The sequence below is a fragment of the Oceanobacter antarcticus genome, assembly GCF_044962685.1.
Taxonomy (GTDB): Bacteria; Pseudomonadota; Gammaproteobacteria; order Pseudomonadales; family Oceanobacteraceae; genus Oceanobacter; species Oceanobacter antarcticus.
In genome coordinates, this window is sequence record NZ_JBBKTX010000039.1 from 1 (window position 1) to 20501 (window position 20501).

Below are 20501 nucleotides of genomic sequence, written 5' to 3' on the forward strand. Positions count from 1 at the left end.
CCACCGGGGTAACAAAAGAAAAGGAAGCAGCCGTCACTGCCAGTGCCAAAAGAGAAACCGGAAAGGCTCTGTTTTGTCGGACGGTAACTTTAGCGTTATGCCTGCAGATGTTTTTTATCATTATGATCTCCGTTTGGACGTAACTCGCTAAAACAATAAAGGGCAAAATAAAGGTATCTGGCAGCCCTTAAACCAGAATAGTAAACCGACCGGAATCGGTTATTACTCCCGAAGGAGCAGGAATAAAAAAGGGGAGCCAGTGACAAGACTCCCAAAAAGCCGCACAGGCGGCTGGCGGTGTAATCAATTCATTGATCAGATAAATTCCTGGGCGTTATCAACATACCAGTCAAATATATCCGGGTTTGCCAAACCATCACGTTTGGCAACATCTTCCGGATTAAAACCCAATAATACTTTTTTTATTGGCAACTCCAGTTTTTTACCGGTTATATTTCTAGGAATACCCGGAACTGCCAGGATTTTATTCGGCACATAACGAGGTGATAAGGAAACACGAATTTCAGAGCGAATAGTGTCTTCGATCTCCGTCGTCAATTCAGATTCATTCCGAAGAACGACAAACAGGGCCAACATCGATGGTTTGCCCAGGTATTCGAGGTCAACCACCATCGAATCCGCTACCACTGGCAAGCGATCAACCACCCGGTATATTTCACTGGTTCCCATGCGAATACCACCACGGTTAATAGTAGCGTCAGAACGTCCAAAAATAACGCCACTTGATGCCTGTGACCTGGAGTTAAGCTCCAGCCAGTCGCCATGACGCCACACAGATTGACCGCTCTTTGCATCCGTATACATGCCGAAATAACTGTCAAGATAACGCTCATCATCCTTGTCGCCCCAAAAATACAACGGCATGGATGGCAAAGCACGGGTGCACACTAACTCACCCACCCGCCCTTCGACTGGCCGCCCATCATCGTCAAAGGCATAAACAGCAGCTCCTAGTCCCCGGCACTGCATTTCTCCAGAGTACACGGGCAATGTCGGTGCACCAGTAATAAAAGCACCGGCAATATCTGTCCCGCCAGAAGCAGAGGTCACCCAAACATCCGGTACCTGACGATAAATCCATTCATAAGACTCAGGGGTCAGGGGCGCACCTGATGAAATAATGGTTCGTAGCGTCGACAAATCACAGTCTCTACCAGGTTCGACATTAAATTTATCGCAAGAAGCAAAGAAACCAGCACCGGCCCCAAATGCCTCTACGTTATTCTCGGCGACAAATCGCCACAATCTCTGCCAATCCGGTGTGCTGCCTGAGCCAGTAAGCGCACCGTCAAACAGACATACCGTAGCGCCCACCAGTAAGCCACACACCAATATATTCCAAACAATCCAACCGGTGCTGGCAACCCAAAGATAGCGATCACCCGGCCCCAAGTCGGTATGAAAAGCAGCCGACACTATATTCATAAGAGCGACGCCACCATGACCATGCACAATCGCTTTGGGAATACCGGTGGTACCGGATGAATATACTACCCAAAGCGGCTGTTCAAATGATACGGACTCGCACCGCAACTGGGGTTTCTGACTGCTGGCCTGTTGCCATGATATGGTTTCCTTTCCGGCAATATCCGCACGATCTGAAGATATAAGATTGACCCTGATAATGGTTTTCAGCGTTGGTAGACTGGATGCCACTTCTTCGATAACGGGTCTTTTATCGATGGTTTTGCCGCTAAAAACATAGCCATCACAGGCGATGAATGCTTTTGGCTCTATTTGCTGAAAACGATCCAGAATACTAACTGGTCCCATTTCTGGGGCACATATAGACCAGATTGCACCGACTGCGGCAACGGCCAGAAATGACACAACCGCATGCCAGGTATTCGGCAAACAGGCGACAACCCGATCTCCTGGCTGTACCCCCTGACTACGCAGACATTCCGCAAGAGAAGCCACTTGCTGTTTCAGTTCAGACCAACTCAGCTCCCCTTTACCAAGCGCCTCGCTCTCATAAACCAGCGCCGGGCTATCAAGGTGTGCAAAGCGAAAGACCTGCTCGGCAAAGTTAGTAGTAACTCCTTTGAACCAGCGCGTGTACGGCATCGCATCGGAGGACATTACCTCACCAACCGTATCTGCGTAAGGCAATTCAAAATAATCGACGACAGATTTCCAGAAATCTTCTGGGTGAGTCTCAGCACTCCAGGACCACAAATCATCGTAACGATCAAACGACACTCCTCGGGTTTCCTTGAGCCAGTTGGTATAACCGGTCAACTTCGCCTGCTTCAGTCGCTCATTCGATGGTTGCCAAAGCACCTTGGGTTGCGCAGTCATGATTATCTCCTTACTCGATTTCAAACAGCGCTGCTGCGCCCATACCACCACCGATACACATGGAAGCAATAAAATATTTTACGCCGCGACGTTTTGCTTCAAGCAAACCGGAGCCGACGATTCGGGCACCCGATACACCATAGGGATGGCCTAACGCAATCGCCCCACCATTAACATTCAGACGATCCAGAGGAATCCCCAGAGCACGGGCGCAATACAGCACCTGAACCGCAAAAGCCTCGTTAATTTCCCACAAACCAATATCGTCAACGGTCAGGCCTGCACGGGCTAACAATTTGGGGATGGCATAAACCGGGCCGATCCCCATGACTTCAGGCTCACATCCGGCAACCACAAAATCGCGAAAGACTCCAAGAGGCTCGACGCCAAGCTCCTGCGCTTTGGCACGACTGCACACCAAGGTCGCAACACTGCCATCTGAAAACTGGCTGGCATTGCCTGCTGTTACCGTACCGCCGTCAAGTACGGCATTCAGTCCGGACAATCCCTCTATTAAAGTATCTGGCCGAATACCCTCATCACGACTGACGGTAATATCCCGTTGTCCAGAGACTGCTCGCGTTGCCCGGTCAAACAGGTTCATGGTGGTAGAGACAGGGACAATTTCCTGATCGAACACACCATTGTCAGCGGCTTTAGCCGCCAGCATCTGGCTTCTCAGGCCATAGGCATCCTGATCCTCTCGAGAAACCTCGAAGCGCCGGGCAACCTCTTCAGCGGTTTGCAGCATGGTCCAATAGATCCCTGGATGCTGGCTCTTCAAATCAGTATCTTCCAGCATGAAAGTATTCATGCTGCCCTGGGTTCCAGAAATAGATTCCACACCGGCCGCAACAAAAGCCTCGCCCTGACCACTGATAACCGCTTGTGAAGCCGTCGCGATTGTTTGCAGGGAACTGGCACAAAAGCGGTTAATGGTCATGCCTGGTACACTATTACCAAGACCGGCTGCCAGGGCGATCTGACGGGCGATATTGAATCCGGTGGGTCCTTCAGGAAACCCACAGCCCATCAGTACATCAGAGATATCCTTGGGGTCGATACCCGCACGACGCACCGCCTCAGCGACAGAGGCCTTACCAAGCTGCGCGCCATGGGTGGCATTAAATGCACCACGAAACGATTTACCCAAAGCGGTTCTGGCATAGGAAGCAATGACCGCATCATTCGATTTCATATTCATAACCTTTATTGATGACTGATAATGGGGTTAATGTGACAAGACGACTGGCGAATTGCGTTTGATATGTCGACCGATCATAAAGAATGACAACATGGCTACCAGTGCCAGGACACTGACCGCATAAGGAAGGGCGCCATAGCCTATTTCCTGAACCAGTACGCCACCCAAAAATGGACCGATGCTGGCACCAAGCATATTGATCGCAGGCGTTGAAGAGACAACTCGTCCACTGGGATCCAGTTTTGCAAACAAGCCGAATGCAAAGGTATGAGTGAATATCATAATAAAGGGATAAAAAGCCCCGGCAGCGGCATACATATAAAAACTGCCGGAATACACGATTAACAAGGCCAGACCGATCTGGAAGAGCGGGGCAAACTGCATTACCAAATGAGGCTTGAAACGTTTTTCAAGCACTGCCGCCAGGGCCGCTGGGGCCAGATTCACAAAGCCCAGAATCACAAACATGGATGCCAGCTGCTCAACGCTGAAGCCTTTGGCAGAACCAACCCGTTCCAGAAAACTGAACATCATCGACTGCGTGATGGCCATAACAGACACCCCGGCAATACCAAACCAGACACCGACAGGCAGCGAACCATGGGACTTGGCCGTAGACCTTTTAGGCTGTGGTGTAGGTAGTTGCGCGGGAAAGAAACACCCGGTCAACAGAGCTGCCACACACATAATGGCTGCAAAAGTGTAATACATGGCCTCGGCACCATAGGCGTGAATCAGTAATGGCACACTGCCCATAAAGCCAATAGCAAAAACTCCATTAGCAAACTGTAACAAGGCAAAGGTGCGATGAGGATTGGTACTACGACCCACCGTGCCATGAGTTAGCGACAGTGCACAACCCAGGGCCAAACCACCGAGAAAATGAAAAATGCCCATGATCTCATATTGATCAACGACAATATTGAGCAGAAACAGTACGCCGCACACGATAAAGCCAATAGGAACCAGAATCCGCGCATTCATACGATTAAATCGAGGTGCCAGATACAGGCTGGCCACAACCACACCAATAAGGAAAATACTGGCTAATCCACCTGCCCGTGCAGGTGAAAAACCAAAACCGGATATCAGGCTACCTACCCAAACAGGCAAGGCCACCATATCCACCATACCCGCTACGTGTGCCGAGCAAAGTGCAAGTCTGCCTCTGGCACATTCAGTCGTTGCCATATCAAGAACCTTTATTATATTTATGAAATTCTAATCAATCTGGAAATTTAAAAGCATGCCAGATTAACAACGGCCATTTAAAACAGCCTTTAAATAATTATTAAATCATATACAGCTCGTCCAGCACGATAGAAGATTTTCCATCACCAAAGCCAACATCTATCGACTCAAATGCCAAACCTTGCGATATCAGAGAGAGTTTCATTATATCTTTTGTTATCGGTACTTTATGAATACGGAATTCGCCAAATTCATCCGTTATGGCTTCAGCCAGCGGCTGGCCATGACATTCAAGAGTAACCTGCACACCAGCCAGACATTCATTTTTGGCAAATACCGCACCAGCTACATAACCATCGGTAAAATGGTGATTATTGCGATAATAGACCCGGGGCGAGGTACCCAGCTCCGGCTTCAGTACCTCATATCCCTTGGCACTGGCGTGCTGCTGCATTTCTGCATCCGTTTTCTGCACCGCATAGATAGCATGAGTGGGGCAAGCCTGGGCACCACGGGGTTGTTTCCAGCCCTGATCCAACAGGTGCGCATCAAAAATCCACTGCTGTGGTAACGCGAGCTCTTCATTCCAGTAAATCGCACCATAAGGACAAGAACCCACAATATCCTTACGCCCATGGGCTTTTTCCGGATCAATAATCACAATGCCATCAGCACGCTTTTGAATGGCATCCGGAGCATGTTGAATACAGGGTGCATTATCACAATGGTTACAGCTCACAGGGCGATGTGAAATTTCAGTCAGTGCACCCGATCCACGTTCGGAAGATTCGATAGCAATCAGATTATTACCCATACCCGGCACTCTGGCCGAATAACCGGAAATATCATTACCGAGGTATTCATCCTTGGTCGCCAGAACGCAGTTATTGCAATTTTCACACAATTCCACATCAATCAGCAGGTTCCACTTTTTCATATCGCTTCACCTTGTTTTACGACATCAAACCGTACAACCTCAACCAGACAGGAGTTCGGAGACATACTGCTTGTACCTTTCATTTGTGGCCGGTCTGAAGTCAGGATATTCATACAGCCGCCGATTTCAACCAACTCCCCGTTCATCATGACTCGCTTGTATTCTGCACTGGATTCAAAGGACTTGACCACTCCGACGGCCACTTGGTCGCTGATATCTGCAGCACACAGTACCGCTCCACGGGCGTTAAAAACCTTGACGATATCGTTTTTGCGAATATTACGTGCCTCCGCATCATCCGAATTAATACGTACAATCCAGTAATAATGACCGTCTATCAAACGTCGGTGGTCATTGATGGTATTGGTAATGCTGTTTTTACCATCCACATGGGTATGGAAGCTGTAGCGGGAATGTGTTGCCAACATTTGTAACGGGTATTTATCCGTTAACGAGGTCGTCGCTGGGCCTTCCCAGGACTGAATGTATTTATTAACCAAAGGCCGTTCTTCATTTGCTGGATCAGACCGGCGTAAGGTCTCTGGAATAAACTCAAATTTGCCGCTTGGAGTCTGTAATCCTTTTCCGAAGGTTTCAGCATATTGTGATGGCAGAGGCTGGGCTTCCGGAACATCCTTATGGCGGCCTTCGGCAAACCAGCGCATATTGACCGGGTCTCTCAGCTCTTCCTTTTCTGCCGGGACAACAAAATAACCCTTGCGACAAAACGCTTTCCAGGAAATATAATCCACCAGATCGGTAGATTCATACACGCGCTTCACCCAGTCCAGCTCGGTGCACCCTTCGGTAAAGACCGTACCCAGACCCAGTCGATTGAGAATATCGGTAAAAATCTGATAATCCGATTTGGACTCACCAAGCGGCTCAATGCATTTATGCTGCAGAGCGATCACCCGGTGATTCAGACCGTTAAAACCATGCGGTAAATAACCACCACCACTGCCCCACTCGCCAATGTCCCAGCGTTCGAGCGATGTACAGGCTGGCAATATAATGTCTGAAAACAGCGCCTCACCTTCCATGCAGATCGACTGGTTCACCACAAAATCGATAGATTCATGGCGATAGGCTTCATCCATACGCGAGGAATTGGTCAGCGTGCTGTATGACGAACCGCCGTAACGATAAATCATACGGATTTTTGAGTAACCCGGCATCGGGTACTGGAAAGGCGCGAACTGGGCTTCTTGCGCCGTGCCATCCCATAGGTAACCCGATGCTTCACCGTTAATAATAGCTTCTGGAAACTGTTGCCTTGGCACCATCTGCTTGACCGGATTCATCGTCAGAACATGGGGCATTTTCTGGTAATTATTCACCGAGTTGGCATTCCAGTTCAGCTCGCCAGATATACCGCCGTCGGCATAACCCGGAAAATAGAAATGCAGGTCAATCGGGGTGCCCGCCTGGAGGTTACCCATATTGATACCCGGTTTGCCCCAGCCTTGCATGGCCATCATCATGACCATGTTACGAGCCCACTGCGCACCGGTTGCCCCCCGACAGGCACCACCAAAACCACTACCACTGGCACCCGGTGCCAGATAGGTCTTTTTGCCCGCCCACTTGCGTGCCAGCGCACGACAGACAGCAGCAGAAACCCCGGTTTCCTGAGCTTGCCATTCCGGTGTTTTATCCACACCGTCACTTTCACCCATCAGGTACGCTTTCCATTCATCAAAACCGGTGGTGTTTTTGGCGATATAATCCTTGTCGTAAAGATCTTCTTTAACCCAGACATTCATAATCGCGATCGCCAGCGCCGAATCCGTACCAGGCTTGATAGGAATCCACTTGCCACCCAGCAACTGGGCTGTCGGGTTGTAGTGAGGATCAATATGGACAAAATCGATGCCCAGCTGCTTGGCCCATAAACGACGCGGTGTGCCTTCAAAGCCCATATAACCGCCATTGGTGCTTTCAGGATCACTGGACCAGAAGATGATTTGCTCACATTCTTTCAGGCAGTCTTCAACGGTGCCGTAATTACCGGCAATACCAACCCGCATGGAACCACCAAAATGGTGCATCGCCCCCCAATACCAGCCTTCCCAGCTGTCTGGATTAGCAGCCAAACGGGTAAAACCGATCAGGTTGGCAAAACGCATCAATGAGCTGAGGTAATAGCCGACATTGCCCCATTGATGGTGAGAAGACATCGGAAAGACAATTGAGCCTGGGCCATATTCACGTTTCTGACGATTGATTTCCTTCGACACGATATCGAGTGCCTCGTCCCAGGAAATACGTTCATAGCCTGAAATACCCCGGTTTTGCGGATTGCGCTCCCCTTCCGGGTCAAAATCCACCCGTTTCATGGGATAAAGAACACGCTTGTCGGAATACACAACCGACTTGTGCGCCAACGCATGTGGTGCCACCGTGGCACGACGTTCAGGCGTAAAGGATTTACCACGCGCCTCAATAGTCCATGGCTCGGCATCCGACGTATCAAAGTCAATCGGCATCGTCCGCACAATCTTATTGTCTTTGACATAGACAAACAGCGGGCCGCCATTGGTCATGGTGGTGTAACGCACCGCACCGTCTTTTTGTGGTGTACCGAACTGAACACCGGTGTGATTAATGCAGTTAAGCACCTGCATGGCCCACACGACTTTTTCACTTTCACCAGCCACTTCAACCAGAAAGTTCTTGGCTGCATGAACGATAAAAAGTCGATCAGGTTTGGGGGACATGAATTTCAGTGCCACGTCCAGATTCTTGAAGACAATGCTGACATCAGCATCTTCAGAAATACCAGCAACACTGGTCACCTTGCCATCCTTGACTGTGAATACACGACCGGCACTTCCATCTTTCAGCTTCATCTGAAAGGTTGCATTATGTTTTTGCAACATAGTTGCCAGCATGGAATTCTTTTTGGCTACTGCCGGGAGCATTACTCCCAGCGCAGTGAGAATTGCACGGAACTTGATTTTTTTCACAGTATACCCTGATCTTATTTTTATCTTCAGGCAGTCAATTTCATTCAGTCATACAGAAATATCGTGAACAGAGACTACTTCTTTTCATCAACAAAGGCATTTTCAATATGGCCAAGGTTTTCAATTGCAACCTTAACCACATCTCCCGCCTTTAGAAAACGATTACTGGCAATACCGACACCGGCACAGGTTCCTGTTGCCAAAATATCACCCGGCTCTAACGTCATCGCGGTAGAGAGATGGGCAATCTGCTCATAAATATTATGGATCATCAACCCGGTATTGGCCTGCTGGCGCAGCTCATCATTAACCCAAAGACTCATTTTCAGATCCAATGGATCCTTAATTTCATCATCCGTTACCAGCCAGGGACCTAATGGGCCGTGGGTATCAAAGGATTTACCCAGGGTAAATGTCTGGCTCGCAGCCTGCCAGTCCCGAACCGTGACATCATTACTGACCATATAGCCAAATATCACATCGCGGGCATCTTCGACAGACACATGACGACAGCGCTTGCCAATCACAACGGCCATTTCAGCTTCATAATCTATTTTGTCGGAAACCCAGGGAACTTCAATATCTGAATATGGCCCGGTAATGCAGGATACCTGCTTGTTAAACCACAACTGGTTTGTGGGCACAGGAATACCAGCGGCGCGGGCTTCATCAGCGTGATCCTGATAATTCATACCAATAGCCAGATATTTTTGTGGATTATGAACTGGCGACACCAAGGTCAATGCAGACTCAGGAACACCAGTCAGAGCTGATACATCTGCAGAGCGAATAATCGCCATTGCATCGTCACCGGCAGCAATAATATCTTTCACGGTTGCGGGCAAATTCGAATCAATATCCGTGATGGTATACACCAGACCATCAACAAGAATACCGGCGACAATATCATTAATATCATTGCCATTTTTAAATTGAACAAATTTCACAATCAACTCCAATACAGAATCAGTATGCTTGAATCAACAATATTATTTGAAGAATTCAGGTGAGAATTCAGGTGCCCACTGAGCCAGCTCATCTGGCGTAATCTGGGCAGTTGTTACTTGCCACTGATCATTCACCAGGTCACCGTCGGTCCAGTGCTCGATCTTGTGTCCGCACGGATCACGCCAGTAATCGAACAACTGGCTGCCCTGCACATGCCGACCAACACCCCAGGCGTGGTTGTAACCACAGGATTCCAGATGGTCATTTCCCAACATCAGGTCATCCAGGTCAATAACCTCAAAGGCGGAGTGATCAAAACGACTTTCTCCCTGAGGAGAAGCAACCAGTGCGATAGTGTGGTGATCCGTAAATTCATCACCATGGTCACAATGCAGGAAGGCACCAATCAGATTGGTCTCAGTGCCATCAAAATAGGTATCAGACACCTTCAGTCCGAGGGTCTCGGTATAAAACTGCATTGCCTTGGCAAAATCAGACACCAACAACGCCACATGGCCGCAGCGCATCACCGTCGACGGCGCATTACGCACAACCCGTATAGGGTTGCCGTAGCGGCTACGTTCAGAAGACGGATTCATTTTGTAAGGCAGCCGCACGGCATCCTCGGCACGTTTTTCATAGCCCCACAGAAAGTCGATGCGAAAACCAAACGGGTCAAGAATTCTTACCACTTCACCACCGCAAGGTTCTTCGTTCAACAGCACCGGGGTGTCGGTCAGGGCTGCTATTTCAACCAGATCATCGCGAGATTCGACCGCCAGGGCAAAACCCAGCGTCGCTGCTTGTTCCGCCTTTTCGGACACATGCACAAAGGGGGAGTCGCCCGCTCCTGCCATATAAAGAGCACTGTCATTTTCATGCGCAACACTCATACCGAAGTCCTGCAGAAACTGCTTCATGGCCTGAAGATCTGGTGTTGCATAACGAACGTAGAGGATGTCTTTTATTTTTATCATGTTCTTTGCTCCTAGATATACCGTTTCAATTTGATATATTATTTGATAGTAAATCAGAGAACATAAAACACGTCAACAACAAGGTGTCGATAAAATAAATCAACACAGCAAGATTGATGACAAGAACCGATTGAGCGGGCTTGAGCCTGTTGTGCCAGCTCAAAACCCGGAGTGATTCAGAGCGACAAGCACTCCGGTTGTTCGCCGCAGTTCGTAGCAAAGGGGAGAGGGAGTAGACAGCAGGCAGAATGGAGCCGTGCCCAGATGCAATCAGAGGTCAACGGAACTCGCCGGTGGTGTCAGGCATAACACCCGCTGGTTCTGAAAGATCACATCTCGTGATTGAGTTTGGCTTCCGCTACCGCCTCGGCCATCTCATTTCTTAACCAACTGATTCCCGGATCGCGGTCACTGGCTTTGTGCCACTGCATGGTTTCGGTAAATTCCAGCAGATGAAACCTTGGCTGCACAATCCGCACCGGCAGAATCCTGCTGTACAGGAGTGCCAGCTGCAGTGGTAAGGTCGCGACCATGTCACTGTCCAGAATGAAATAGGGCAGCATGGCGTAGTTCAGGGTTGATACCCGGATATTGCGCTTTCCTAGATTTGCCAGCATCCAGCGTTCGAAGGTTGCCGGAAGGCCTTCGGGCTGGAACGCGACATGCTCCAGCGACATATACAATGGCAGATCTATCTCATCACCAACCAGCTGATTGTTCTCACTCACCAGACAGACGATGGTGTCCTGTAGCAGTGGCTGACTGGATTGCCCTGGGCGCAGGAACTGGGATGGTGCGATCACCAGGTCGATAGTTCCCTGGTCAAGCATTTCCATCGAATGAATACCTATTTGCAACAGTTCCAGCTTGATGCCCGGAGCCTGCTTGAAGACCCGGCGTCTTAATCTGTTGATGGCCACATGAGCCATATAGTCGGAAGCCGCTATTTTGAAGGTGCGCTCGACCTTGCCAGGAATAAATTCCGGGCGGGACTTCATGGTAGCGTCAATCTGCAGGAGCAAATTTCGCACATCATTGCCCAAGGCTGTGGCAAATGGCGTCAGCACCATATTGCGGCCTACCTTAACCAGTAATTCATCCTGCAAGTGATCACGCAAACGGTTGAGTGCACAACTGACCGCCGATTGACTCAGATTGAGCCTGCCTGCGGCCTTCGTGACACTCTGCTCGGCGATGAGCACATCCAGAGCAATCAGTAAATTCAGATCTAATCCTTTGAAACGCACCGAGTGATTCCCCCCCTAAATACATTGACAAGATCAATACGTTAGCTGAATTAGTTAAATTATAAAAATACATTTGTGATTGCTACAGTTTCGACGCTCACCTTTTAACCAACAAAAAATAACAGAGGTTGCGATGAACTATTTAAAGAATGCCTGGTACTGCGCTGGCTGGTCTTCTGACATTGGCCGTGAACCCATTTCAAAGACGTTTCTCGAAGAATCAATCGTGATGTACCGACGAGAGGACGGAACCCCTGTTGCTCTCTCCAACCGTTGCCCTCATCGGTTTGCACCCCTGTGTGAAGGCAAGTTGAAGGGGGACAATATCGAATGTCCCTATCATGGCCTTCAGTATGATGCCAATGGCACATGCATCCTGAACCCGCATGGCAGAGGCATTATCCCGAAAGCAGCCCAATTACGTTCGTATCCTCTGGTTGAGCGCGAAGGCACGCTGTGGATCTGGATGGGAGATGCCGAGAATATCGATGAAGAGCAGATTGTGGGAACGCCGTTTCTGGTTCAGAAAGACCAATATGCCAGTACAACCGGTTACCTCAAGGTGAAGGTCAACTATCAGTTATTTGTCGACAACCTGCTGGATCTGACCCACGCCCCTTATCTTCATCCCGATACTCTGGCGGGTGCAACAGAAGAATCCATGGCACCGGGTAAAATGACCGTCGAGTTTGTGCAGGGTGAGCGGGATATTCAGTCCAATTATTTTGTCCGCGATATGCCAGCAACCCCCCAGCTTGCTGTCTTCTGGGAAAATAGTGCTCCGGGTGATTTTCGAGCACTGATGCACTGGCACGCGCCAGCAACGCTGGTTCTTGAGGTGAGTCTTACTGAAACCGGCAAGCCCAAAGAAGAAGGGGTGATTGTACCGGTGATGCACTTTATGACACCGGAAACCGCCACCACCAGTCATTACTTTTTTGCCATTGGTCACAACCGGGATATTGACGATACCGAGAAAACCCGTGTGATTAGCGAATATGCAATCCGGGCATTTGCAGACGAAGACGAGCCAATGGTGGAAGCCTGTCAGGAGTTGATGGGAGGAGTCCTCGATCTTTTTGCGCTGCAACCAGTGTTGCTGGAAACGGATGTCGCTGCCGTAAAAGCAAGACGCTTGCTAGATGAGATGATTCTGGCAGAGGTAAATACGCCAGCCTGATTAGCTCGTTTCCGTACCGATTAGCCGTCGGGAACCAACCCCAGAAACGAACCCTAACCAGCAGTGCCCTGGAGCGGGAAAGTGGATCATAGCCACTCCCCGCCCATGATCATGGATCAAGACGGTATCAGCCACTCAGGCCGCTAGGGCAGCGGTCGTTGCCCAATAGCCATATTCAGAGCACCGCGCTCGCCATCTCTCTTTTTATGACAGGTATCCCGATGTTTGATGTCGTTGTATGCAAAAAAAAGCAGGAAGCTGAAAATATTTACTCCTTCGAGTTAACACTGCCGGAGCAAGGCTATCTGCCAAAGTTTCAAGCCGGTGCACATATTGATGTTGAAGTCCGTCCAGGACTGATCCGGCAGTACTCACTATGCAATCCAGCAGGGAAAACGGATCGTTACCTCATTGCCGTACTGAATGATCCGGCATCGAGAGGTGGCTCGGTCGGGATGATCGAACAGGTGCTTGAGGGGCAAACGATTCGTATCAGCAAGCCACGCAACCTGTTTCCACTGGATGAAAATACCGGTTTCACGCTGCTGCTGGCTGGAGGAGTGGGTATCACGCCAATTATCGCCATGGCCGAGCAACTCCAGCAGTTGGGCCGTGATTTTGAACTGCACTACTGCGGACGTTCGCGTACATCAATGGCGTTTATCGACCGTTTGCGTCATTCGCCTTTTGCGGCCAAGGTTATCCTTCATTGTGATGATGGTGATGCAAAACAGAAACTGAACCTAGACACCGTGTTTGGTGCAACACCGGAAGACAGCCATCTTTACATCTGTGGCCCTGCCGGGTTCATGGACTATGTCCTTGGCCAGGCAACAGATAGCGGCTGGCCCGAGGCAAGATTACACCGGGAATACTTTTCCGCTCCTGATGTGGCCTCTGCTGACACAGCGGGTGACGAGGAGGCAGAAAGTTTCACACTCCGGCTGGCGCGTAGTGGCAAGGAGCTAAAAGTAGCGGCGGATCAATCGGTTGCCAACGTGTTGCTGGACAATGGTATCGAAATCCCGATCTCCTGTGAGCAAGGCATCTGTGGCACCTGTCTGACGTCAGTATTGGAGGGTATTCCTGACCATAGGGATTATTTTATGACGGCTAAAGAGCATGCACTGAACAATCAGTTCACCCCCTGCTGTTCCCGCTCGAAAAGCAGCGTACTGGTCATTGATTTATAAATATCGCCAGCACAGCCGTTTTCAGATGCATTAAACATTTGGGGACATCTATTTAGTCCGGTGCCCACTCTGGGCTTTCGGATGGTGTCGAATCACGAAGCCGACTTGTAGGCCTGACGGGTCACGTCAAACGTCGGCGACACAGAGTCGAGATCATCCGGCAGCCCCGCAGGGCGCGGGTTGCCGCCGTCCAGGATTAAATAGATGTCCCCTCAACATCAGCCCATTTTCTTCTTCTTGGCCTTGTAAGCTATTTGCGACCGGGTTAACCCCAGTTTTATGGCGGCTTGCGTCAGATTCCCATCACATGCTTTGATCGCTGATCGGATCAGAGCATCTTCGACATCCTCCAGAGTGACTCGGGATCGTTGCACCACACTATCTGACCAATTGGACAGCATCATTTCTTCCATGGCTTTTTCCTCCTGGCTGGCCGCATCACCTGATTTGTCCTGCAGATTGATCTCGGATAACAATCCAAATTCATCCGGGGCCATAATCGTATCGTCTGCAGCAAAGGTATCGATGGTAAACAGATGACTGAATGCCAGCGGCTGGTCGGTGTCACAAAGAATAATACCCCGCTCTATCACGTTCTCGAATTCACGGATATTACCAGGCCAGGAATAATTCAAAATAGTCTGCAAGGCTCTTGCCGTTATGCCTGACGGGTGTTTTTCATAAAGATCAGAGAATTTCTTCATGAAAAATTCCAATAACAGGGGAATATCATCCCTGCGATTTCTTAAAGGTGGTACCAGAATGGGAAATACGTTTAATCGATAAAACAAATCTTCACGAAAACTGCCCTCCCGAACCCGGGCCTTAAGGTCTTCATTGGTTGCTGCAATAATACGAACATTCACCTTGTGGGTTTCGACACTGCCCAGCGGCTCAAATTCACCATCCTGAATCACCCGTAGCAGCTTGCCTTGAGCAATAAGGGATAAAGTACCCACTTCATCCAGGAACAGGGTGCCACCATCGGCCATGTCAAAACGTCCCGGGCGACTGTTATTGGCCCCGGTATAAGCGCCTTTCACAACACCAAACAATTCCGACTCAATTAATTGATCGGGAATCGCGGCACAATTCATCTCAAGAAAAGGCTGACCAGCACGTTTGCTCAAGCGCACCAGTTCACGGGCAAAAACACTTTTGCCAACACCGCTTTCACCCTGTAACAAAACGGTAGCATTGGTAGCAGCCACTCGTTTTATCTTGTGCATCAACACATTAAAAGGTGCCGACACGCCCAGCATACCGGCTCGGACTTCAGTACCAGCCGTAGTAACATCTGAGGGCATGGTCACAGCAGTTAGAACCTTGCTGATACCGGCTTCAGGCAACGTAATACCGGGGTAAATGTAACGGGCTTCATCGATATCGGCCCATTCATCCAGAGGACGCGCGATACATCGACAAACATCCTTGCCCTGTGCCCGGCATTCCACTTCTTTCACTAAAATACGTTTTCCCATGCAGGTACTGAGAAACCCGGAGGCATAACCTGTCTCAATCCAGCAGGCGACCTCAGAAGAAATGCCGTAATAATGGGTATGCACTTGATCTTCGAAGCAGTTTTTCCACAAAAACTCAATATTGCAAGTGCCCTTCTCAATATCAATTTCCTGATGCACCAACTCGACTGCAACAACACCTTGCAAGGCGTGGAAATCGCCACCTGAAATCAACAAATCCACTGGCGACGCTTGCTGATTAATTTTTACCGCCACTTCAGCATCACGACAACCAGAGGAGTAACCAAAACGGGTCAACAGTCCCCTGGCTGCCTCCCGACCGATACTTTCAATTAGCTCCTGCCGCAGCAACCCCAGAGCTTCGACCTGCATCAGCACCATACGACGATCATCAAGCCAGATCATGGCTTCTGCCGGATTAAAATGCAGCCTCTTTTTCATTTCGGCAAACGCCGAAGAGTTACCACTTGTTCGAGGTTCGACAAATTCTACATCTGATTTTTTGGTCATATTTTTTTCTTTTTGTTCTTATTGGTGTTTAACAGCCAATCGCTGGCGTATCTGCCTAATGAAAAACATTATCCGGGGGGTGTTGTCAATCTTCCAGACATTTATCTTCTCCATCAAGTGTGCCTCTTCTCCATCAAGTCTGTGTCAAGGTGAGCCAAACCGGCTATAGACACAGCACCTGTGTTTTCAGCTGCGCCCGATAGCCGACAACAGGTCACCTGATAAATTTATAATGCTGGAACCAGCAAGATATTGGTGATTTGATAAATTTATTACCCAGACACCTCCCTGAAAATAAAAATTTATTAAAAATCAATAACTTATAATAAAATATATAACTGGCATGCTTTTGGCTACATGTATTCAGATTGCTAAAAATTCTAAAAATAATACCGCAGCCATCGAGCTGCCTTGGGAGTCTGCATGTCTGAAATACAATCTCTTGGATACATGGTGTTAGAGGTCTCCAGCCTCGAAAACTGGCGTTCCTTCGCCGCTGAATTACTGGGTCTGCAAATAGGCTCCTGTACAGATACGGTAATAAACCTCCGTATGGATGAACGTGAACAACGTATCCAACTGGTACAGGGGGAAAAAGATGATTTGTTTGCCATCGGCTGGGAATTCAAAAACCTGGTTGATCTGAACCAATACATTGAGACCCTGAAATCCAAAGGCGTTGTCGTGAACGCTGCCAATGAAGAGCTCTGCTTGCAAAGAAAAGTAGAATCACTATACGTGTGTGACGATATCAATGGTTACACCAACGAGTTTTTTACCGGCCCGGTATACGCTCCTATTTCATCGCCTTTCTATTCATCAAAACTGATTGGTGACGGATTTGAAACCGGTGAGTTGGGCCTTGGTCATGCTCTGGTTGTTGCCAGGGATTACCAAGCATCTGTTGATTTCTATACTCAAAAACTCGGTCTGAAAATCACTGACTATATACGGGATTCAAGTGTATTTCCCGGAGTCACCGTTGATGCCACGTTTATGCATACCAAAACCGGGCGTCATCATTCACTTGCAACCGCTGCCATGCCATCCGCGAAAATCCTGCAACATATGATGATACAGGTGAAGGATCTTAATGACGTGGGTCTTGCATTTGATCGAATGAAAGCAGCAAACATTCCGGTCATTATGGGTATAGGCCATCACCCCAATGACAAGATGGTCTCTTTCTATATTGTGACGCCTTCTGGATTTGGACTGGAATTCGGTTTTGGCGGCATCGTTGTTGATGACAATGACTGGCATGTAAAAACCTATCAGCAATTAAGTGATTGGGGTCACGAATTCCAGATCAAACCATAAGAACAAAAATTTTCAGAACGTCAAATTCGGAGAATATAGCTCCGACAGGATATTAATATGAGCTTGTGGCTGGATTTTCTGGGCGCAGAAGTACGCTATGTCGAAACCCCTACCTTCGGCCGTTTTCGAATCGCCGAATCAGGTAAAGGTAATCAGGAAACGCTGTTTTTGATGCATGGTATTGGTGGCCATATTGAAGCCTATGCCAAAAACCTGATGCCATTATCTGAAACATTTCACACCATTGCCTTTGATTTTATCGGTCATGGTTTATCTGAAAAAAGAACCGATATCGATTACCTGCCATCCACTTATGTAGAGATGCTGGCAGAGCTGATGGATGCCATGGATATCCAGAAAGCACACATCTCTGGTGAATCTCTGGGAGGATGGGTCGCCGGTATGTTTGCGACCAGATATCCCGAACGCACCCTGCGTCTGATCCTGAACACCGCCGGTGGCATTCCGGTGGTCACAGAAAAAGGTCGTCAGGATATTCGTGATCTCGACGATCTGAATCGCAAGAACTTTGGCAAGGCACCCACAGTCGATTCTGTTCGTGAGCGGATGCAGTGGCTGATTCATGAATCCAATTGGGGATTGCTGGATGACGAGCTGATTGGCAGCCGCCTGGCAATTTATACCCGCCCGGAGTTCCAGCAATCTGCACCTCTGGTGTTCAGCCTGCTGCGTCGAACCGAGGAGCTGATTGAACTCGGAGAGATGCTGCCGCTGGAAGACCTTGCCGTCGATACACTGTTCTTCTGGACCAAACACAACCCGATTCATGATTTGGAAGCCGCCGAAGCCGCCTGTGCTCGAGTCGATGGCGGCAAGCTGTACGTGATGCAAGCGGATGCTGCGCACTGGCCCCAATACGAGTGCCCGGAAGAGTTCAACCAGGTAGTAACCCGGTTTTTGAGCACCGGGGATATTTGATATGGCGACTTCAACCCAGCAAAGCGAGTGTCTCGCCCCACCGGTCGATGCCGAACAGTTCAAAGCCGGAATGCGTGGCTTGGCCGGTGCTGTTTCCATTCTGTCATTTACCGATGGCCAGCAAACCGCAGGACTGACCGCCACAGCGGTCATGTCGATTACGGCCACACCGCCCAGACTTATGGTCTGCGTTAACCAGAGCACCTTTGCCCATACGCTGGTGAAAGAAGGGAACTCTGTTTGTATTAACGTCTTGTCATCTGCTGACCAGTATCAGGCCCAGATCTTTGCCGGAATGGTCAGCGATATCGCCCCGGAAGCGCGCTTCGATCAGGGAGGCTGGATTCAGCCAGAGAATATGGCACCGCAGCTACCGTCTGCCCTGGTTAATTTGCAGTGCCAGATTGTCGAGATTTTACCGGCCTCCTCTCACAGCATGGTGGTTTGTGAAGTGATTCAAGTCTGCACCCATCCCGATCAGCGTGAAGCGCTGGTTTACTTCGACGGTCATTTTATCGACGTCTCTCCAGCTAACAATAAATAGAAGGTATCCATTATGTCTGTAACCAATATGCCATCTGCGGAAGCGCTGATCAGCAAAGCCCGTGAGCTGATTCCACAACTGCGAGATAACGCTGATCACGTTGAAGAGCTGCGCTCAGTTCCCACTGAGACTATTCAACTGTTCAAGGACTGTGGCTTTTTCAAGATTCTGCAACCGCGCCAATGGGGCGGCTACGGCATGAATCCGGAAGTGTTTTATCGCGTGCTGATGGAGCTGGGCCGTGGTTGCCCTTCCAGTGCCTGGTGCCTGATGATTCTTGGTATCCATCAATGGGAATTCGGCAAAATGGATCCGCAAGCCGGGAATGAAGTATGGGGAGAAGATAACAGCATTCTGGTTGCGTCATCCTACGCGCCACTGGGTAAAGCCAGGAAAGTAGAAGGCGGCTGGATGTTATCCGGTCGCTGGCCAACAGCCAGTGGTTCGGATCATGCAGCGGGCGGTGCTTTTCTGGGCGCACGTATCTTTGATGAAGAAGGTAACTTTGTTGACTACCGCTCCTTCCTCGCCCGCCGTGAGAACTATGAACTGATCGATGACTGGCACGTGGTTGGCCTGGCAGGCACGGGCAGTAAATCACTGGTGCTCAAGGAAGAGGTGTTTATTCCTGAGCACCGATCACACAGCATTGCCGATTACACCCAACCCGAAGGCGATTTAAGCTACAAGTTACCTTTTAACCAGATCTTCTTCGGTGCCGTATCGTCAGTGATCGTTGGTTTTGCACAAGGCATGGTCGATTTATTCGTTGAACATATGAAACCACGCGTGAATGTTTTTGTGGGTGGCCCCGTCGCGGCACAAAATCCTTTTGTTCAGGAAAAACTGGGTAACGCCGTATTGATGATTCGCTCCGCCCGCGCACGCTTGCTGGTCGGAGTGCAGGAATCCACGCAATCTGTGGAGCAAGACGGATTGGTGAGTATTCATGATCGAGTTCACTATTTCCTCGATATTCAGGGGGTTGCCAAAGATTGTTTTGGTGCTGGTCATATGTTGTTCAAGAAAAGCAGCGCCAGAGGGGTATTCCTGAGTAATCCCATGCAGCGCCAAATGAGAGCGCTGCTCGTTGCTGCCAACCATATCACCCAAAATGAAGATGATACCTCTGCCCTGCTTGGCAGTTATCTGCTGGATCAGGGATTGCCACCAGGACTATTTGAGTTACCGGCTACGCTATAACAGCATTCCTCTTATTGAATACCGATTATTTACACCGTCAGCCGTCTGTGCGGCTTTTTGGGAGTCTGGTCACTGGCTCCCCTTTTTATTCAAAACATTTCGTGCACTGACAATACGAACATTGTCAGTGCCGGGATGCCGTTGTGTTTTTAGTATGTGCAGGAAAAATAAGCGTTTGGTGACGAACACCAATCAATCTCTTAATGGAGACCATAATGATAAAAATAGTCTGCAGTAATGAAAATAAATCCACCGCTGCCGTCACGATATTACCCGTAAACCGGTTACGGCATGCGGTTATCCTGGGGGCGTTATTGCTGGGTTCAACCACAGCCA

Annotated in this window: 15 protein-coding genes; 6 read left to right on the forward strand and 9 right to left on the reverse strand. The window is 49.3% G+C overall.

From position 1 onward, the window contains the following. Positions 1–315: 315 nt before the first annotated feature. The 8 genes from WG929_RS20080 to WG929_RS20115 all read right to left on the reverse strand — a co-directional run bounded on the left by WG929_RS20080 (position 316) and on the right by WG929_RS20115 (position 11795). The gene (locus WG929_RS20080; protein ID WP_369856674.1) at positions 316–2322 is read right to left on the reverse strand and encodes an acetoacetate--CoA ligase; all 2007 of its coding nucleotides are present in this window, start codon (positions 2320–2322) and stop codon (positions 316–318) included. 10 nt (positions 2323–2332) lie between these two features. Continuing rightward, positions 2333–3520, reverse strand: a complete 1188-nt coding sequence (locus tag WG929_RS20085; RefSeq protein ID WP_416207496.1) for an acetyl-CoA C-acyltransferase — start codon at positions 3518–3520, stop codon at positions 2333–2335. A 33-nt stretch (positions 3521–3553) separates the two neighbouring features. Next, positions 3554–4717: an MFS transporter gene (locus WG929_RS20090; protein WP_416207497.1), complete on the reverse strand. Its 1164-nt coding sequence runs from the start codon at positions 4715–4717 to the stop codon at positions 3554–3556. 100 nt (positions 4718–4817) lie between these two features. Further along, on the reverse strand, positions 4818–5654 hold the full coding sequence (locus WG929_RS20095; RefSeq protein WP_416207498.1) for a 4Fe-4S dicluster domain-containing protein: 837 nt from the start codon (positions 5652–5654) through the stop codon (positions 4818–4820). Next, the gene (locus WG929_RS20100) at positions 5651–8623 is read right to left on the reverse strand and encodes a molybdopterin-dependent oxidoreductase (RefSeq protein ID WP_416207499.1); all 2973 of its coding nucleotides are present in this window, start codon (positions 8621–8623) and stop codon (positions 5651–5653) included. Before WG929_RS20100 ends, WG929_RS20095 begins: the two co-directional genes overlap by 4 nt. 74 nt (positions 8624–8697) lie before the next feature. Continuing rightward, entirely contained in the window at positions 8698–9570 is an 873-nt protein-coding gene (locus tag WG929_RS20105; RefSeq protein WP_369856679.1) for a fumarylacetoacetate hydrolase family protein, read from the reverse strand. 42 nt (positions 9571–9612) lie between these two features. After that, positions 9613–10548: a VOC family protein gene (locus tag WG929_RS20110; protein WP_369856680.1), complete on the reverse strand. Its 936-nt coding sequence runs from the start codon at positions 10546–10548 to the stop codon at positions 9613–9615. A gap of 329 nt (positions 10549–10877) precedes the next feature. Then, a complete protein-coding gene (locus tag WG929_RS20115) occupies positions 10878–11795 on the reverse strand; it encodes a LysR family transcriptional regulator (protein WP_416207500.1) in 918 nt (305 codons plus the stop codon). 133 nt (positions 11796–11928) lie between these two features. Here WG929_RS20115 and WG929_RS20120 point away from each other — a divergent pair, with 133 nt between their 5' ends. Further along, positions 11929–12975 carry a Rieske 2Fe-2S domain-containing protein gene (locus WG929_RS20120; protein ID WP_416207501.1) on the forward strand — a complete coding sequence of 349 codons (1047 nt, stop codon included), beginning with the start codon at positions 11929–11931 and terminating at the stop codon, positions 12973–12975. A 221-nt stretch (positions 12976–13196) separates the two neighbouring features. Then, a complete protein-coding gene (locus WG929_RS20125) occupies positions 13197–14168 on the forward strand; it encodes a PDR/VanB family oxidoreductase (RefSeq protein WP_369856684.1) in 972 nt (323 codons plus the stop codon). Positions 14169–14386: 218 nt separating this feature from the next. Here the strand turns inward: WG929_RS20125 and WG929_RS20130 are convergent, their stop codons facing one another. Further along, the gene (locus WG929_RS20130) at positions 14387–16159 is read right to left on the reverse strand and encodes a sigma 54-interacting transcriptional regulator (RefSeq protein ID WP_416207502.1); all 1773 of its coding nucleotides are present in this window, start codon (positions 16157–16159) and stop codon (positions 14387–14389) included. Between the two features lie 423 nt (positions 16160–16582). On the opposite strand from WG929_RS20130, the gene WG929_RS20135 reads away from it, so the two are divergent. From WG929_RS20135 to WG929_RS20150, 4 genes are read left to right on the forward strand one after another with little or no spacing between them, the layout of a single operon-like run. Continuing rightward, positions 16583–17479 carry a VOC family protein gene (locus WG929_RS20135; protein ID WP_416207503.1) on the forward strand — a complete coding sequence of 299 codons (897 nt, stop codon included), beginning with the start codon at positions 16583–16585 and terminating at the stop codon, positions 17477–17479. 57 nt (positions 17480–17536) lie between these two features. Further along, positions 17537–18418, forward strand: coding sequence for an alpha/beta fold hydrolase (locus tag WG929_RS20140; protein WP_416207504.1), 882 nt, complete (start codon positions 17537–17539; stop codon positions 18416–18418). 1 nt (position 18419) lies between these two features. Next, positions 18420–18962 carry a flavin reductase family protein gene (locus WG929_RS20145; protein WP_416207505.1) on the forward strand — a complete coding sequence of 181 codons (543 nt, stop codon included), beginning with the start codon at positions 18420–18422 and terminating at the stop codon, positions 18960–18962. A gap of 12 nt (positions 18963–18974) precedes the next feature. After that, the gene (locus WG929_RS20150) at positions 18975–20165 is read left to right on the forward strand and encodes an acyl-CoA dehydrogenase family protein (RefSeq protein ID WP_416207506.1); all 1191 of its coding nucleotides are present in this window, start codon (positions 18975–18977) and stop codon (positions 20163–20165) included. Positions 20166–20501: the final 336 nt, after the last annotated feature.

Coding starts and splice junctions, on each gene's coding strand:
- WG929_RS20080 (WP_369856674.1), bottom strand. CDS start 2,322: ATGACTGCGCAACCCAAGGTGCTTTGGCAACCATCGAATGAGCGACTG.
- WG929_RS20085 (WP_416207496.1), bottom strand. CDS start 3,520: ATGAAATCGAATGATGCGGTCATTGCTTCCTATGCCAGAACCGCTTTG.
- WG929_RS20090 (WP_416207497.1), bottom strand. CDS start 4,717: ATGGCAACGACTGAATGTGCCAGAGGCAGACTTGCACTTTGCTCGGCA.
- WG929_RS20095 (WP_416207498.1), bottom strand. CDS start 5,654: ATGAAAAAGTGGAACCTGCTGATTGATGTGGAATTGTGTGAAAATTGC.
- WG929_RS20110 (WP_369856680.1), bottom strand. CDS start 10,548: ATGATAAAAATAAAAGACATCCTCTACGTTCGTTATGCAACACCAGAT.
- WG929_RS20120 (WP_416207501.1), top strand. CDS start 11,929: ATGAACTATTTAAAGAATGCCTGGTACTGCGCTGGCTGGTCTTCTGAC.
- WG929_RS20125 (WP_369856684.1), top strand. CDS start 13,197: ATGTTTGATGTCGTTGTATGCAAAAAAAAGCAGGAAGCTGAAAATATT.
- WG929_RS20130 (WP_416207502.1), bottom strand. CDS start 16,159: ATGACCAAAAAATCAGATGTAGAATTTGTCGAACCTCGAACAAGTGGT.
- WG929_RS20135 (WP_416207503.1), top strand. CDS start 16,583: ATGTCTGAAATACAATCTCTTGGATACATGGTGTTAGAGGTCTCCAGC.
- WG929_RS20140 (WP_416207504.1), top strand. CDS start 17,537: ATGAGCTTGTGGCTGGATTTTCTGGGCGCAGAAGTACGCTATGTCGAA.
- WG929_RS20145 (WP_416207505.1), top strand. CDS start 18,420: ATGGCGACTTCAACCCAGCAAAGCGAGTGTCTCGCCCCACCGGTCGAT.
- WG929_RS20150 (WP_416207506.1), top strand. CDS start 18,975: ATGTCTGTAACCAATATGCCATCTGCGGAAGCGCTGATCAGCAAAGCC.